We start from the raw sequence: 15,506 nt of genomic DNA on the forward strand, positions 1-15,506 counted from the left end.
CGGATGATCCACCCGCAATCGGCCCATACAGGCTGATGGGCCGCCTGGGAGCCGGCGGTCAGGGTGTCGTTTACCTGGGCCAGGCCAGGGACGGGAGGTACGTGGCGGTCAAGGTGCTGCATGACGCGGTCTCCGACCAGGTGCTCGAGCGGTTCGCCAAGGAGCTGGCCGCCGCCCGGCGGGTCGAGCCGTTCTGCGTCGCCCAGGTGCTCGACGCCTCCTTCGAGGGCCGGCGGCCGTACATCGTCACCGAGTACGTCGAAGGGCTCTCGCTGCAGCAGGCCGGCGTACACCACGGCCCCGCGCTGCACCGGATGGCGGTGTCCACCGCGACGGCGCTCGCCGCCGTCCACCGGGCCGGAATCGTGCACCGCGACTTCAAGCCGGCCAACGTGCTGCTCGCCAAGGACGGGCCTCGCGTCATCGATTTCGGCATCGCCCGCGACACCGAGGCATCCCTCACCGTCACCAGCAGCATCGTCGGCACACCCTCCTACATGGCGCCGGAACAACTCGGCGGCCACTACACCGGGCCTGCCGCCGACGTGTTCGCCTGGGGTTCGGTGATGGTCTTCGCCGCCACCGGCCGCCCGCCCTTCGGCGTCGACCACCTGCCCGCCGTCATCTCCCGCATCCTGTACGCCGCCCCCGACCTCGGCGACATGGCCGAACCCCTGCGCTCCATCGTCACCAGTTGCCTGGCAAAGGAGCCGTCCCGCCGCCCTACCATGCAGGACGTGCTGCTCCAGTTGCTGGGGCAGCAGCGCGTACGGCCGATCGCCCCTTCCGAACTGGTCGCGGACACCAGACCCACCGTCCGTTCCACGCCCCTGCGCACCGGCTTGCTCGTCGGCGGCACCGCCGTCGTCGTCACCTCCGTCACCCTCAGCGTGACCCTGCTGCTCGGCCTTCCGGGGGGAGACCCGGGCCGAGCCACGAATCCTCCCGCGGACGGCGCCACGAGCTCACCGGTCACCGGAGCCTCCGAGTCCTCGCCGTCCCCGGCCGATTCGGCGCCGGAGGCTGTCGTGTTCGTCAGCCTGGCCGCGCAGGGCAGCAAGAACGGAACCTGCTACAAGAGCGGCGTCCGCGTCCGGTTCCGAGGGAAGATCGTCGACGACGCCGAACCGATAGGGCACCGCTGGGTGCTCGACGGCCGTGAGAGCGGCGTGACCACCACCTACACAGGCAAGGGGCCATTCGAGGTCGTCACCCCGGCGGGTTTCATCGAACCCGGCACCCACAAGGCCACCTTCTGGCTTCTCAGGCCGGGCACGCGTCGCTCCAAGACCATAGAGATCAAGGTCTGCTGACGGACGCGACCACGGCGGGTCTGATCGTGTAGCCGACGCCGCGCACGGTGTGGATCATCGGCTCGCGGTGCGCGTCGATCTTGCGCCGGAGGTAGGAGATGTACAGCTCGACGACGTTGCTCTGGCCGAAGTCGTACGCCCACACCCGGTCGAGTATCTGCGCCTTGCTCAGCACCCGTCCCGGATGGTGCATGAGGAACCGGAGCAGTTCGAACTCCGTGGGCGTGAGCCTGATCTCCTTGTCTGCCCGCCGTACCTGATGGGTCTCCTGGTCCAGCGTGAGGTCCCCGACCACGAGCCCGTCGTCGGGCCGTGCCCGCGCCGCGCGCGAGCGGCGCAGCAGCCCGCGCAGCCGGATGACGACCTCCTCCAGGCTGAACGGCTTCGTGACGTAGTCGTCGGCGCCTGCCCGCAGGTCGACGAGCCGGTCCTGGAGCGAGTCCAGGGCCGTCAGGAACAGGATCGGCACATCCGGCAGCACGCCGCGCAGCCGGGGCAGAAGCTGAATCCCGTTCATGACGTCCAGGACGATCGCGTCGGGACGGAAGCCGCGGGCCGCGCGGATGGCCGCCGATCCGTTGCGCACGCTGCGGACGTCCCAGGACTCCTGGCGCATGACCAGGGAAAGGAGCTCGGTCAGCGAGGGCTCGTCATCCACGACGAGGATGTTGATCGAGCTGCCGTCGGCTCGGCGCACGGGCTCGGACCGGGAGTTCGGGCTGGTCGTGTGCATGCTCGTGACGATGACGTGCCTGTATGAAGGTTTGCTGATTGCCGCTTGTGAATCGCCTGTGAACTGCGGAAGGGCCCGGCGGCGTGCCGGGCCCTTCCTATCCCTTTGAAGCGCATCAGAGCTACGCAGGGCCGCTACCCCCTTTTCGGCCAGTAACGCCTCGTCCTGAACGCCGACTGGTCCGATCCCGACGTGATCGAAAGGTAGCCACTGATCACCAGCCGGCGAGCTGCTCCAGGAGCCAGTCGATCAGCACCTGGGACACCTCGCCGTGCGCGGAGTTGCCCGTGTCGCAGCAGAACGCGTCCAGGAACGTCTCGTCCTTCGGCAGGTCGGCGAGGTTCTTGTAAAGGTCGGCCTGCCACTGCAACGGGTCCCTGGCCAGGGCGATCGCACTGACCGTGGGGACGAAGCAGCTGCTGCGGAACCCCTCCTGGACAGGCAGCCCGATCGCGTCGGCCACCCTGCCCCAGAAGTCCAGCCTGCCCCCGGGCGCCCCGTCGAACGCCGGCACGCCCGACGTGGCGCTCGTCCACACCGGAGCGCCGAATTTGACCGCGCCGAGGCTCTCCAGCTCGCCCCGGTCCGGCTGGATCCTGGCCGTGAGCTGCAGCGGGTCGTGGTGCAGGTCGAACACCGGCGTCCCCGGCGGCAGGTCCGGCCCCGCGCCGTCCCCGGCCCCGTTGGCCAGGCCCAGCTTGTACGGCCGCATCGGGAACCACCCGACCCTGCGCAGGTCGTCCAGGAAGTCCGTACGCAGCCGGCTGGCGGTGGTCACCGGTCCCGAGTAGTCCTCGCCCTCGACCCAGCCCCACAGGAGCTGCTGCGCGGCCGGGCTGCGGATCAGCTCGGCCTGGCCGGGACCGCCGGACGGCGGCCGCAGCGACTCGTCGAGATAGGCGAGCTGCTGGAGCACCAGCGGGATCCAGGCGCCGAGGTGCGGCGTGTCGTAGGAGAAGTACTTGTCGGTCTGGTGGTCGAAGCCCTCGCTCTCCAGGCGCGCGAGCGCGTACCTGGTGATCATGCCGCCCAGGCTGACGCCGCCGACGACCAGCGGGAGGTCGCCCCGCCGCTCCTGGATGGCACGCCGGACGCAGGCGGCCGCCACTGCAGCGTTGGCCTGGATGTGGGTCTGCCGCTCGTCGAAGCCGAGCAGGATGACGTCGATGCCCATCGCCCTGAGCCGGTCCAGGAAGCCGGGAGCGCCCGCGTCGAAGCGGCTCCACATCGCGTCGAGGTCGCTCGGCCCGTAGTCGAAGCCGTCGGCGAAGATCAGCGGCCGGGTCAGCGCGGCGTGCCCGTGGGCCAGGTGGACCGCGGCCCGGCCGGTGACCGTGCGTCCCTGATGCGGCTGGTCGCCCACCAGATCCCAGACGTGGACGGGTCTCGGAGCCTTGACCGCGTCAGGCCGCGGAGCCGCGAACCAGACCCCCTGCTGCCCGAGCGCGTCCGTGATCCGCTCGGCCTGCTCCTCGGTCAGACTGCCCCTGACCGTCCCGGCTCTGGTCTCGACGTCGATTCTCGGTGCCTGCGCCATGATCGATCCTCTCGCTGGGTGCCGAGCCTCACTGGGGCCCACGCACCTCACCCTACGAGCGCTGTCAGCAATTGACCGATTACTTACAGTCGCGGCGCGTCCACCCAAATGCGCAGGTCAGGCCGCTGATGGCCGGAGATCGACGGTGAGCGTGCCCTCCTCGGTCCGGACCTCCGTCCCCAGGCCGGCGCAGGCGGCGATGAAGCGGTGGCGGATCCAGCCCGACTCCGCCGGGTCCGCGATCCTCGTACGGCAGTAGTCGAGCGCTATGGGCACGGCGCTCAGCCGTACCGGACCGTGCTCGTCCAGGGTGACCAGGAAGATCAGCCCGAGGTCGTTGCGGAGCTCGGGATCCACGATGTAGTCGTCGATGAAGTCGCCCATGTCGTACAGGACCGGCCCGGCCACCCCATGGAAGACGTGCGCGGAGTGCCCGGCCACCAGGGTCGCCCCCGCGCCCACCAGCGCCCTGGCCGAGCGGCGGACGTGGGTGACGGGCGCGGCGGTCATGTTCGGGCCCCAGTGGACGCAGACGATCACCGCGTCGCCGCTCATGCCCCTGATCGCGCTCATGAGGCGGTCCGGCGCCCCGGTGCCCAGGTCGGCGTACGCGACCCCGGGCCTGCGCTCGGTGGCCCCGAACTCCGAGGGATGGTCGGTGACGCCCAGCACGGAAAGGCGCAGGCCACCGGCCTCCAGCACGGCGGGCTCCCACGCCCGGTCCAGGTCGGCGCCCGCGCCCACCGTGCGGATCCCGGCAGCGGCCAGGTGGTCGAGGGTGTCCAGGAGGGCGTCCTGGCCGTAGTCGAGCGCGTGGTTGTTGGCCAGCGTGACCGCGTGCACGCCCAGCTCCGCCAGCATCGCCGCGGCCTGCGGCGGGGCGCGGAAGTGGAACGGCTTGCGCATCGGGTCCCACTGCCGGCCGCGGTCCGAGATGCAGCATTCGAGGTTGAGCAGGACGAGGTCGGCCCGGGCGAGCACGGCGCGCACACCCGTGTCGAAGAAGTGGGCCGGATCGGCGCTCAGCTCGAGCCGTTGGGCGACGCCGCGCCCGAGCATCGTGTCACCGGCCAGCGCCAGCGTGACCGTCATCGCGGGCCCCCGATGCCGTCGCGTTCCCTCGGTCATATGCGTCCAGCTTCCCCGCCGGGCGGCTTCGACACCCCCTCTGGCCTGCGGCGCAACCGTTCAGAGGAGGAGTTTTCGGGTATTGGCGCGGGTAGTGACGGGATGAATCTGGAGGAGGGGGGCGAGGGGGCCCCTCACGCCACGGAGGTGAGAAAGCAGTGGCTTTGCCGATAAGGCGTAATCGCGGGGCGATGCAGCCGGGCGCGCCCTGGCAGCGGCGCGCATGGGATCCCTTCACGGAGTTCCAGCAACTGTGGGATCAGATGGGGCGGCTGTTCGAGCAGGGCGCCGAGACCGACGTCGCCGCCTGGCGGCCTGCCGCGGAGACAGAGGAGACCCCGGATGCCTACGTCGTACGCGCCGAGCTGCCCGGCATGAGGCGCGAGGACATCAACGTCGAGGTCAACGACAGCGAGCTCTGCGTTTCCGGGGAGATCAACGAGGAGGAGAAGGGCAACATGCTGCGGCGGCGCACCGGCCGGTTCGTCTACCGGACGATCCTGCCGAGCGACGCCGACACCGAGCACATCGGCGGCGAGCTGGCCGACGGCATCCTGACCGTGCGCGTTCCCAAGACGGAGAAGGGCCGCGCCCGCCGCATCGAGATCAAGGGCTGACACGGGGGAGGCGCATGGCCGGCACGCAGGCCTTCTGGATCGGCGCCATACGAGGAGACGACGGCGAGGACCAGGGCAGCGCACAGGAGCGCTACGGCGAAGAGCTGCGCAAATGGAGGCACGCGTTCGAGGCCGTTGACGGTGAACCGGCCGCGGGCGGCATCACGCTGGACCCGTTGCACTTCGCGCTGGGCGCGTGGGAGGTGGCCACGCGCCCGGTGGCGGAGCACGCGTACGTACGCCGCCATCCGCGGGTGCTGGACGCGACCTGCCACCGGCCCGAGGAGGCGGCAGGGCTGCTCGCCGTGGTCGAGCTCGCGGCCCCGCCCCAGGTCGGCCTGCCTGCCGGCTGGTCGAGCTGGCAGCGCCAGGAGCCGACCTACGTGCCGCCGCCGTACGAGCGGCCGACCGCGCTGAGCACCCTGGAGCTCCGCGTGCCGCTGCCGGTGGACGGCCTGCCCACGCCCACCCACGCGCGGGCCGAGGGACTGCCGAACCTCGACGACGCCCAGGCCTCGCTCGAAGCGCTCCTGGCCGAACTGAACGCCGTGGTCAACCCGTTCCTGCGCGAGCTGGAGGAAGCCGATCCGGCGAGGTGATCGAGGATGAAGAGGCCAGACGAGGATCCCGAGGACGAGTTCTTCGCTCCCGTGCTGCGTGAGCCGCCGCCTCCCGAGGAGGTCAGTCCCTCCGGCGTGGTGAGCGACACCGGCGTGCCCGACGTGCCCGGAGGCGGCCACGGCGAGTGGCCGACGTCGCCGCCGCCCTCGAGCTGGCTCGGCGTGCGGCTGCTGGCCGTCGCGCTCGCGCTGCTCGCCGGGGTGGTCCTGACCGTGCTGGCCCTGCTGGCAGGGCGGCCGCTCCTGGCCATCCCGCCCGCCCTCGTGGCGCTGGCGGCGGCCGTCTACCTCGTGGGGTTCGGCGTGCGGCGCACGCGCTCCGACGGCGGCCCGCCGACCTTCGGGTGACTGGGGCGGTTATCTGGGTAAGCGCCCTGCTGAGGCTCAGTGCGGGGCAGAGGAGCTGAGATGTCTCTCATCGATTGCGACTGCGTTCGCGAACTGCTGCGGTCGGAGCACCCCGACGCCACGCTCGTCTACGTCCGTGGTGAGTGCGTGGTCCTGCCCGCGAACGAGGTGGACGACGCGCACAAGGGGCTGGTCATCGCCAGCCGCGACGACCTCGCGGCCTGGCTGCCGGAGGGTGAGCTGTCCGACCAGGCTCTGGAGGACCTGGCGATCCGGCTGGACAACGTCGCCCGCGACCTCGGCGCCTGATCCACGCCTGCGCTACCCTCCGTTCTCCAGGTAGTGCAGGACGGCCGCCACCCGCCGGTCGGTACGGTCGGTCGGCGCGAGATCGAGCTTGGCGAAGATGCTGCGGATGTGCTTGTGCACGGCGCCGTCGGTGACGAAGAGCCGCTCGGCGATGGCGGCGTTGCCCAGCCCCTCGGCCATCAGGGCCAGCACGTCGCGCTCGCGCGGGCTGAGCCGGTCGAGCCGGCTGTCGGGCCTGCTGCGGGCGAGCAGCTGCGCGACGACCTCCGGATCGATGGCCGTGCCCCCGTCCGCCACTCGGCGCAGCGCGCCCATGAACTCCTCGACCCGCCCGACCCGCTCCTTGAGCAGGTAGCCGAGGCGGGAGCTGCCGTGGGCGAGCAGGTCGGTGGCGAACGCCTGCTCCACGTACGCCGACAGCACCAGCACGGCCAGCCCGGGCCGGCGCCGCCTGGCCTCGACGGCCGCCACGATCCCCTCGTCGGTGTGGGTCGGCGGCATGCGTACGTCCACGATGGCGACGTCCGGCCCGTGGGCGTCGACCGCGGCCAGGAAGCCGTCGGGGTCGGGAGCGGTCGCCACGACGTCCAGCGACTCCGCGCGCAGCAGCAGCGCGAGCCCTTCGCGCAGCAGCGGGTCGTCCTCGGCGATCACAATCCGCATGGCAGGCTCACCTCCAGGGTGGTCGGGCCCCCTTCGGGGCTGGTCAGTGCGAACGTTCCGTCATGGGCCTCGGCGCGGCGGCGGATGCCGGCGAGCCCGGATCCACGGCCCTCGTCCGCCCCGCCGCGGCCGTCGTCGGTGATCCGGAGGTCGAGCCGGTCGTCGCGCCTGCGGACCGTGACGGTGACGTGCCCGGCCCCGCTGTGCCTGGCGATGTTGGTGAGCGCCTCCGCCACCACGAAGTACGCCGTGGCCTCGACGGACGCGGCGCACCTGCCGGGCACGTCGGCGTCGATCCCGCAGGGGATCGGGCAGCTCGCGGCCAGCCCGGTCAAGGCGTCCGCGAGGCTGCGGTCCGCCAGCACCGGCGGCAGGATGCTCCGGGAGACCGCGCGGAGCTCGGCGAGCGCCTGCTCGGCGGCGTCCTGCGCGCGCTCGAGCATGGCGTCGGCGGTGGACGGGTCGCGGGCGAGCGCGCGGCGGGCCGCGCCGAGCATGACGTTGACGGCGACGAGCCGGTTCTGCGTGCCGTCGTGCAGCGACCGCTCGATCCGCCGCAGCTCGGCGGCGTGGGCGTCGAGCGCCTCCGCGCGGGTCGCGGTGAGCTGGGCGACCCGCAGCGCGAGGTCCGTGCTGGGGTCGGCGGAGAGCAGCCGCCGCCCCGGCCACGCCTGTAACCGGGCCATGCCCGGGACCAGGGACAGGGACAGTGCGATCCAGCCCAGGCCCAGCAGCGAGATCGCGAGGGCGGTCGAGAAGCCGTGCACCTTCCAGAGCCCCATGGCGGCGCCGGCCGACTCCTCCGGCGGCAGCAGCCACCACCACAGCGGGAACGTGCCGTCGCGTACCGCGTTGAGCGGCAGCGTCATGCCGATGATCCCGATCAGCAGGCCGAAGACGGCGTGGGTCAGCGCCCAGCACAGCTCGCGCCGGGAGGCCGGGTTCGTGACGGCGGCCCGCAACCCGGACGGCACCGGGTCGGGACTTATGACGACGTCGGGCCCCCAGCGGGAGAGCCGCGCGCGCTCCCGGTCGGCGACCGCGCGCAGCCCGCGCAGCGCGGTGGGCACCGCGAGCAGGCCCACGCCGAGGAGACAGGCCAGCGCGGTGAGGGCCAGGCCCAGCACGGCGACGAGCGCGAGGATCGCGGTGCCGACGCCGCCGACAAGATGCTCAAGTGCGTCGAGAGTGGCGCGGGCCCGGGCCACCACGTCCGACGGGCGAGCCGGCTTCGCGTCCTGAGTCGGCATTCTCCGACCCTAGGACACCGCCGGAACGGAGACGCGACAGCCGGACGAAAAGTACAGCCTGCTGTACCTCGGCCGTCTCGTTGGCGGGATCGCCGGGAGGCGGCCGTGATCCGTAGCGTCCTCCTCATCATCGATCACGTGAGGAGCACATCATGACCGGCCTCCGCATCTCCCGTCCCGTGCTGTGGCTGCTGCTGGCGGTCTTCGCGGTCTGCAACATGGTGACGTCCACCGTCGGCGCCAACGTCTTCATCGGCATCGGGTTCGGCCTGCTCACGCTGGCCTGCGCCGCCGCGCTCGTCCGCGGGCACTACGCGAGCCGCGGCCGATGACACGATCGTTATCTGATCGTGGAACGAGGCAGTCAAAAGGCGCGTTGCACAGATCGTGGGGAAGGGATGGTTAGGGCCGGGGATCGCCCTGGCCGGGATGGGCGCGGCGGGATGGGGGTACTTCCTGCGGCGCCCGTTGCCTGCCGAGTTGCCGGTGCTGATCGACCTCGGGCTGGTGCTCGCGCTCGGGCTGCTGGCCTGGCTGGTGATCGACGTGGTCCGGCTGGCACGCGTGACGGCTCGCGCGGAGGGGGACGACCTCGGGCCGGCCGAGGCGCAGGTCACCGTGCGCGTACGGGCCATTGCGGTGGCCTTCGTCGCCGTGCCGCTCGCCGTGCACGGGTTTGTCCGGGTACGGGAGACGTTCGCCGGAGGGCTGCCCGAACACGGCGAGATCCTCTTCGGCACGGGACTCGTGGCCGCCGCTGCCGGGTTCGTCCTCATAGCGGGGATGGTGCCCGACTTCACGGCCAAGCCCTTCGCGGGCATGGGGGCGGGGCTGGCGGCCGTGGCCGCGGCGCTGGCCGCGGTGTCGTTCGCCGGCGCGACGCTGCCCGTCGAGGCGGTCACCGCTGGTGGGAGCGCACGTACTGAGACGGCCGTGGCAGCGTCGGTGAGCAGACTCGCCTGGCGGTGGCGGGTCCCGGACGGCACCCCCGCCAGACAGGTGGCGGTCGCGGGCGGCACCGCGCTGGTGCGGATCGGCGACGGCGTCGTGGCGCTGGACTCCCGTACCGGCCGTGAGCGGTGGCACTACCGCAGGCCCGCGGCGCGGGCCACCGGGTTCGAGGTCGCCCCCGACGGGAGCGTCATGGTGCTCATCTTCGGCCAGGCGACGGGGGCGGAGAAGACCAGAGGACGCACGGTGGTGCTGGACGCCCGTACCGGCGAGGTACGGGCCGAGCACGCCGGGCAGCCGTTCGCGGACACCGATCCGGCCTCGCACGCTCTCATCGGCGTCTCCCGCGACGGCACGATGATCGGCAGGGACCCGGCGGATCCCGCCAGGCATGTCTGGGAGCGTCCCGTACGGAAGGGCTGCCACGTCGACCGCCGGCTGGCGAAGCCGTACGCGGTGCTGCGTGACGTCGTCGCCGTGGTGTCCGACTGCGGCGAGGCGAGCGTGGTGACCGGCCTGGACCCCGCCGACGGCGCCGAGCTGTGGCGGCACGAGGGCGGCGGGCCCGGCTCCGCGGAGATCGCCCCCTCCTCCGACCTCAGCGCCGTGCGGCTGCGGATCTCGGGCCCTGAGATGGACGGCGCCGGTGTGAAGGACGTGCTGCTGGACCAGCGGACCGGGAAGGCGATCAACGGCGTCACCGGGAGCGAGACCGCGCTCGGGTACGAGGGCGGACGCGCGCGGCCGTACGCCGGGGGCGGGGCGAGGACCGCCTCGACACCGGACCAGGGCGATCCCTCCGACTGGAGGACGGGGCGGCTTCCGCTGAAGGACGGCATGCTCGTGGCGGAGGTGACGGCGACCGGCACGACCTCGATGCGGGTCACGGCGCACGTCATGCCGTGGGACGCGGCGAGCGGCACGGACATCCCGTTCGACATGGACCTCGACGGGCGGGAGGGCCGGTTCACGCTGCTCCCCGCCGCTGGGGCCGTCGTGGTCGCCTTCAGCCCGAGCGCCACGATCGTCGGCCTGACCTGATGTGGGAAGAGTAACGTGTGGATCCTCGTACGAGGAGAGGAGCGCGCTTGTTCGGCGCCGATGTGCACGCCTATCTCAGGGCGGCGGCAGGGGATCGGGCCGTCCGGTCCGGGCCGTTCATGATCCGGTTCGACGAGCATGACGACGCGCTCGCGTTCAACTACGCCATCCCCGACGACGACGCCGCGCCGACCGCGGACGAGATCGCCGCGCTGATCGCGGAGTTCCGCGGGCGGGCCAGGACACCCCGGCTCGAGTACGTGCCGCAGGCGGCCCCGAAGGTGGAAGGCGCCCTGTCCGCGGCGGGGTTCACCGTGGAGGGCCGCTACCCGCTGCTGGTCTGCCCGCCGGACGAGGTGGTGGACACTCCGGTGGACATCCGGGTCGAGCTCGTGACCGACGACGCCGCTCTCTGGCAGGCCGCGCGGGTGATGAACGAGGCGTTCGAGGCGCCCGAGGCCACCGAGCACGATGTCGCCCGGTTCCGGCGGGTCCTCGACGGCGGCGGCCTGGTCGCCGTCGCCCTGGACGGCGCGGAGGCCGTCGGCGCCGGGCAGCTCGGCCGCCCGCACCGAGGGGTCGCCGAGGTGGCGGGCATCGCGGTCCGCGCCTCGCACCGGCGGCGCGGCATCGCCGGGGCGGTCACGGCGCTGCTGACGCGCGGGGGCACGGCCGCCGGGATCACGACCCCGTTCCTCACACCCGGCGACGACGGCGCCGCCCGGGTCTACGCCCGGGTCGGCTACCGGAAGGTGGGCGAGGCGCTCCACATCGTCCTCCACTGACGCGGAGCGCCGTCACCTTTACTTCCTCTCCTCCATGGTCACGGTCACCGTGCTCGTCTTCCCGTCCCGCTGGTACGTGACCTCCACCTGCTGGCCCACCTTGAACCCGCGGACCTGACCGACGACCGTGTCACCGCCCTGGACCGGCGTGTTGCCGATCTTGGTGATCAGGTCGCCCTGCTTCAGCCCGGCCTTCTCCGCCGGGCTGCCCGCGGTCACCTGGCGGACCAGCGCGCCGGGCACGTCGCCGGTCGCGTCGGTGACGCTCACCCCGAGGAACGCGTGGCTCACCTTCCCCTTGCTGATGAGCTGCTCGGAGACCTGCTTGGCGGTGTTCACCGGGATCGCGAAGCCGAGGTTGACCCCGTCGGCGGCGACCGCGCTGTTGATGCCGACCAGCTCGCCGGCGGCGTTGACCAGCGCGCCGCCCGAGTTGCCGGGGTTGATCGCCGCATCCGTCTGGATCATGCCGCCGAGCGTGGTCGTCTCGGCCGCCTGCCCCTGCCGGCCCCAGCCCGGCGGGAGCTGCTGGTCCTGACCGCCGCTCCCGGAGGTCACCGTACGGTCGAGCGCGCTGATGATGCCCGCCGTCACCGTACCGTCGAGTCCGAGCGGACTGCCGATGGCCAGGACGTCGTCCCCGACCTTGAGCTGGTCGCTGTCGCCCAGCGTGGCCTTGGCCAGCCCCGAGACGTCCGCCGCCCGGATGACGGCGAGGTCGGTGGCCGGGTCGGTGCCGACCACGGTCGCCTTGGCCGTCTTGCCGTCACTGAACTTCACCGTCAGCTGGGCGCCCTGCCCGGCCACGACGTGGTTGTTGGTCAGGATCAGGCCGTCCTCCGACAGCACCACGCCGGACCCCTCGGCGTTCTGACCCTGGATCATCACCACCGACGGCTGCACCTTCTCCGCCACCTGCGCGACCGTGAGCTGGCCCGAGGCCGTGCGGAAGACCGGGCTCGCCGTGGCCGTCTTGGTGACGGTCGGCACCGGGCGGGCCCCCTCCGCCACGTACGCGCCCACGGCCCCGCCCCCGAGCGCCGCCACCGTCAACGCCGTCACGGCGGCCAGCGCGAGCCCCGCGATCGCCTTGCGCGTGAGCACGAACCCCGCCCGCCTCGGCGGCGGGGGCGGCGGAAGCACCGGGCCCGGCCGGGTGAAGCCTCCGGCTGTGGGCGGCCTGTCACCGAACTGACTCCAGCCGCCGGCGGCGTTGTCCTCGCGAGGGGCGTTCGCGTCCATGTCATCTCCTAGAGTCCCGATGACATAAGAGTGACGAACGGCGAGTAAGACCTGGTTAAGGCGAAGATCCCCGTGCCCGGCCCGCCCTGATACCGGCCTTATCGCCGCAGGCAGCACCTACACCCCGGCCGGAAGTTTTTCTCAAGGTCGGCCCGGCCCGCTCATCAGGGCGGGCCGGGCGCTGGGGTCAGTCCCAGACCTTCCTCGCCGTGTCCGCGACGAGCTCCAGCTTGCGCCGCTCGTCGTCCACCGTGAGCAGGTTCCCCCTGGCGGTGGAGGCGAAGCCGCACTGCGGGCTGAGCGCGAGGTTCTCGAGCGGTACGTACTTGGCGGCCTCGTCGATACGGCGGCGCAGCTCGTCCTGCGACTCCAGCCCCGGGATCTTGGACGAGACCAGCCCGAGCACGACGGTCGTGCCCTGAGGGACGAACCGCAGCGGCTCGAACCCCCCGGCCCGTTCCGTGTCGTACTCGAGCAGGAACCGGTCGACCGGCACCTCCCCGAACAGCCGCTCCGCGATCGGCTCGTAGCCGCCCCTGGACATCCACGCGCTGCGGTTGTTCCCCCTGCAGATGTGCATCGCGACCGTGACCTCGGGGTTCATGGCCTTGGCCGCGCGCACCAGTTCGGCGTCCACCGAGATCGTCGAGTCGAGGATCGTCTCCGGGGCCGGCGCGTGGGGCCCGAGCATGCGCACGCGGAACTCGGGGTCGATGACCTGGTTGTAGCCCAGGGAGTCGAGCTGGATCCAGTTCACGCCCCGGTCCAGCAGATCCTTGATCTCGGCGATCCGCAGCGCGACGAGGTCGCGCATCATGTCTCCGGGCGTCGGGTAGACGGCGTCGCTGAGCCCGGGTCGCCACAGGAGGTTCCCCATGGACGAGCTCATCATCGTGATCTTGAACTGACCGGGCGCGTGCCGGGCGAGGAAGTCCGCCTCGACGGCGGTGAGCTGCGTCTTCTGGGTCAGCTTGCCGCTCGCGACCACCATCTCGAACGCGGTCTCCTCGGGCGGCACCTCCCCGCCGTCCCTGAACCAGGTGGAGTTGGGCACCGGCACGGGCTCCACCCCGCCGAGCGACTCCATCAGGCCGGCCATCCAGGTGGCCCGCCGTACCTCGCCGTCGGTGAAGACCTCGATGCCGGCCTCGCGCTGGAGGTCGAGCGCGGCCAGCGCCGCGCTCTCCTCCATTCTGGCCAGCTCCTCGGCGCTCAGCTCGCCGCGCTCGCGGGCCCGCCTGGCCTGCAGTAACTCGGGCGGGCGCAGCAGGCTGCCGACGTGTTCGGCGTGGTGGCTGGTAGGCATACTTCCTCCTCGGTTCGAGGGGCGGGTGGCGCCCGGCCGTGAGGTCGATGTGCAACAGCCACTCTCCGCCGCCCATCGACGGCCGTCCACCCATAGGCGAGTTGCGTACATCCCACTCTCATGCGTACAATGTTCGCATAACGAGAGCGACGTACGCAGACCGTGGAAGGTTGCGATGTATACAAGTTCCCGCCGCTGGCTGATCCTGGTGGTGCTCTGCCTCAGCACGCTCGTGCTGGTGATCGACAACATGGTGCTGTCCGTGGCGATCCCGCCGCTGACCGCCGACCTGGGCGCGAGCGCGCAGGACGTCCAGTGGATCCTGGACTCGTACATCCTGGTCTTCGCGGGGCTGCTGCTGACGGCGGGCAGCCTGTCCGACCGGTACGGCAGGCGCCGGGTGATGGTCATCGGGCTGGCGCTGTTCGGGGTGGCCTCGCTGGCGGCCGCCTACGCCGCCGACCCCGTGCTGCTGATCGCGGCCCGCACGGTGATGGGCGTCGGCGGGGCGCTGATCATGCCGAGCACCCTGTCCATCCTGATCACCGTGTTCGACGAGCGGGAGCGGCGCAAGGCGATGGCCGCCTGGAGCGCGGTCGCCATGGTCGGACTGGTCGGCGGGCCGGTGCTGGGCGGAGCGCTGATCGCGTGGTTCTGGTGGGGCGCGGTCTTCCTGATCAACGTGCCGATCGCGGCGCTGGCGATCGTCGCCTCCCTGGTGCTCATGCCCGAGTCCAAGGGGCCGCAGACCAGGCCGGACCCGCTCGGCGCGATCCTGTCGGTGGCCGGTATGTCGGCCCTGGTCTGGACGATCATCGAGCTGCCGCACGGCCTGTCCGTGCCCGCGCTGGCCGTGGCCGTCGTCTCGCTCGCCGGGTTCGTGGCCTGGGAGCTGCGTACGACGCACCCGATGGTCCCGCTCCGCCTGTTCCGCAACCGCACCTTCAGCGGCGGCAGCTTCTCGCTCACCCTGGTCCAGATCGGCAACGGCGGCCTGCTGCTGGTGCTCACCCAGTACCTGCAGTACGTGCTCGGCTACACGCCCACCCAGGCGGGTCTGGTCTTCATCCCGATGGCCGTGGCCTCGCTGGCCTGCAACACCCTGGGCGCCGCTCTCGGCTCGAAGATCGGCAACCGGGCGCTGATCGTCACCGGGCTCGCCGTGAGCGCCGCCGGATTCGTGCTGCTGAGCACCATGAACCCGGCGAGCGGCCTGATCATCGCGGCCCTGGCGCTGCTCCTGATGGGGGCGGGCGGCGGCCTGGCCATGCCCGCGGCGGTCTCCGCCCTCATGGGCACGATCCCGGCCGAGCACGCCGGCGTCGGATCGGCGCTGAACGACACCATCCAGCAGGCCGGTGCGGCGCTGGGCATCGCCGTCCTGGGCAGCGTGCTGGCGAGCTCCTACACCGCGGCCATGCCCGCGACCGCGCCGGACGCGGCCCGGCTGTCGATCGGCAGCGCGCTCGGCCTCGGCGACGCCGGGATCGCGCAGGCCGCCCGCGAGGCCTTCACCACGGCCATGTCCTCCGCCTTCCTCATCAGCGCCGCCGGCGTGGTGGCCGCCGCCGTACTGGCCCTGCTGGTGCTGCCCAAGAAGACCGCCCTTTCCTGAACCTCTGACAGCAAGACCCCCTGACATCAAGATCCTCTGACAGCAAGG

At 71.8% G+C, this 15,506-nt stretch carries 16 protein-coding genes; 9 read left to right on the forward strand and 7 right to left on the reverse strand.

The genetic code is table 11. The features are described 5' to 3' along the window. Nucleotides 1-35 precede the first annotated feature (35 nt). Nucleotides 36-1,313 carry a serine/threonine-protein kinase gene (locus ABD830_RS44490; protein WP_345000925.1) on the forward strand — a complete coding sequence of 426 codons (1,278 nt, stop codon included), beginning with the start codon at nt 36-38 and terminating at the stop codon, nt 1,311-1,313. Here the strand turns inward: ABD830_RS44490 and ABD830_RS44495 are convergent. The 3 genes from ABD830_RS44495 to ABD830_RS44505 form a co-directional block, all read right to left on the reverse strand. Continuing rightward, entirely contained in the window at nt 1,300-2,046 is a 747-nt protein-coding gene (locus tag ABD830_RS44495; RefSeq protein WP_345000926.1) for a response regulator transcription factor, read from the reverse strand. The genes ABD830_RS44490 and ABD830_RS44495 overlap by 14 nt on opposite strands. A gap of 214 nt (nt 2,047-2,260) precedes the next feature. Further along, nucleotides 2,261-3,583 (reverse strand): hypothetical protein, encoded by a 1,323-nt coding sequence (locus ABD830_RS44500; RefSeq protein WP_345000928.1) that lies wholly within the window; start codon nt 3,581-3,583, stop codon nt 2,261-2,263. Nucleotides 3,584-3,700: 117 nt separating this feature from the next. After that, a complete protein-coding gene (locus tag ABD830_RS44505; RefSeq protein ID WP_345000930.1) occupies nt 3,701-4,711 on the reverse strand; it encodes a CapA family protein in 1,011 nt (336 codons plus the stop codon). Nucleotides 4,712-4,869: 158 nt separating this feature from the next. On the opposite strand from ABD830_RS44505, the gene ABD830_RS44510 reads away from it, so the two are divergent. From ABD830_RS44510 to ABD830_RS44525, 4 genes are read left to right on the forward strand one after another with little or no spacing between them, the layout of a single operon-like run. Further along, a complete protein-coding gene (locus ABD830_RS44510; RefSeq protein ID WP_345000932.1) occupies nt 4,870-5,328 on the forward strand; it encodes an Hsp20/alpha crystallin family protein in 459 nt (152 codons plus the stop codon). 14 nt (nt 5,329-5,342) lie between these two features. Further along, complete coding sequence (locus ABD830_RS44515; RefSeq protein WP_345000934.1) at nt 5,343-5,927, forward strand: hypothetical protein; 585 nt, start codon at nt 5,343-5,345, stop codon at nt 5,925-5,927. A 6-nt stretch (nt 5,928-5,933) separates the two neighbouring features. Next, nucleotides 5,934-6,296: a hypothetical protein gene (locus ABD830_RS44520; protein WP_345000936.1), complete on the forward strand. Its 363-nt coding sequence runs from the start codon at nt 5,934-5,936 to the stop codon at nt 6,294-6,296. 60 nt (nt 6,297-6,356) lie between these two features. Beyond that, nucleotides 6,357-6,605, forward strand: coding sequence for a hypothetical protein (locus ABD830_RS44525; RefSeq protein WP_345000938.1), 249 nt, complete (start codon nt 6,357-6,359; stop codon nt 6,603-6,605). A 12-nt stretch (nt 6,606-6,617) separates the two neighbouring features. Here ABD830_RS44525 and ABD830_RS44530 read toward each other — a convergent pair whose 3' ends face one another. Together ABD830_RS44530 and ABD830_RS44535 are read right to left on the reverse strand one after the other, a co-directional pair. Continuing rightward, nucleotides 6,618-7,268, reverse strand: coding sequence for a response regulator (locus ABD830_RS44530; protein ID WP_345000941.1), 651 nt, complete (start codon nt 7,266-7,268; stop codon nt 6,618-6,620). Then, nucleotides 7,256-8,518, reverse strand: a complete 1,263-nt coding sequence (locus ABD830_RS44535) for a sensor histidine kinase (protein WP_345000943.1) — start codon at nt 8,516-8,518, stop codon at nt 7,256-7,258. Before ABD830_RS44535 ends, ABD830_RS44530 begins: the two co-directional genes overlap by 13 nt. A gap of 152 nt (nt 8,519-8,670) precedes the next feature. Here ABD830_RS44535 and ABD830_RS44540 point away from each other — a divergent pair, with 152 nt between their 5' ends. Genes ABD830_RS44540 through ABD830_RS44550 form a run of 3 tightly spaced genes read left to right on the forward strand, consistent with a single transcriptional unit; the run spans nt 8,671 to nt 11,295 of the window. Continuing rightward, entirely contained in the window at nt 8,671-8,850 is a 180-nt protein-coding gene (locus ABD830_RS44540) for a hypothetical protein (RefSeq protein ID WP_345000945.1), read from the forward strand. Between the two features lie 55 nt (nt 8,851-8,905). Next, on the forward strand, nt 8,906-10,510 hold the full coding sequence (locus tag ABD830_RS44545) for an outer membrane protein assembly factor BamB family protein (protein WP_345000947.1): 1,605 nt from the start codon (nt 8,906-8,908) through the stop codon (nt 10,508-10,510). A 47-nt stretch (nt 10,511-10,557) separates the two neighbouring features. Then, nucleotides 10,558-11,295, forward strand: a complete 738-nt coding sequence (locus ABD830_RS44550; RefSeq protein WP_345000949.1) for a GNAT family N-acetyltransferase — start codon at nt 10,558-10,560, stop codon at nt 11,293-11,295. An 18-nt stretch (nt 11,296-11,313) separates the two neighbouring features. On the opposite strand, the gene ABD830_RS44555 is transcribed toward ABD830_RS44550, so the two are convergent. Both ABD830_RS44555 and ABD830_RS44560 read right to left on the reverse strand, forming a co-directional pair. After that, nucleotides 11,314-12,537, reverse strand: a complete 1,224-nt coding sequence (locus ABD830_RS44555) for a S1C family serine protease (RefSeq protein WP_345000951.1) — start codon at nt 12,535-12,537, stop codon at nt 11,314-11,316. A gap of 187 nt (nt 12,538-12,724) precedes the next feature. After that, a complete protein-coding gene (locus ABD830_RS44560) occupies nt 12,725-13,843 on the reverse strand; it encodes a cobalamin-independent methionine synthase II family protein (protein ID WP_345000953.1) in 1,119 nt (372 codons plus the stop codon). A gap of 175 nt (nt 13,844-14,018) precedes the next feature. Here ABD830_RS44560 and ABD830_RS44565 point away from each other — a divergent pair, with 175 nt between their 5' ends. Then, on the forward strand, nt 14,019-15,458 hold the full coding sequence (locus ABD830_RS44565) for an MFS transporter (protein ID WP_345000955.1): 1,440 nt from the start codon (nt 14,019-14,021) through the stop codon (nt 15,456-15,458). Nucleotides 15,459-15,506 lie beyond the last annotated feature (48 nt).

This window comes from Nonomuraea helvata (genome assembly GCF_039535785.1).
In the GTDB taxonomy this organism is placed as follows: domain Bacteria; phylum Actinomycetota; class Actinomycetes; order Streptosporangiales; family Streptosporangiaceae; genus Nonomuraea; species Nonomuraea helvata.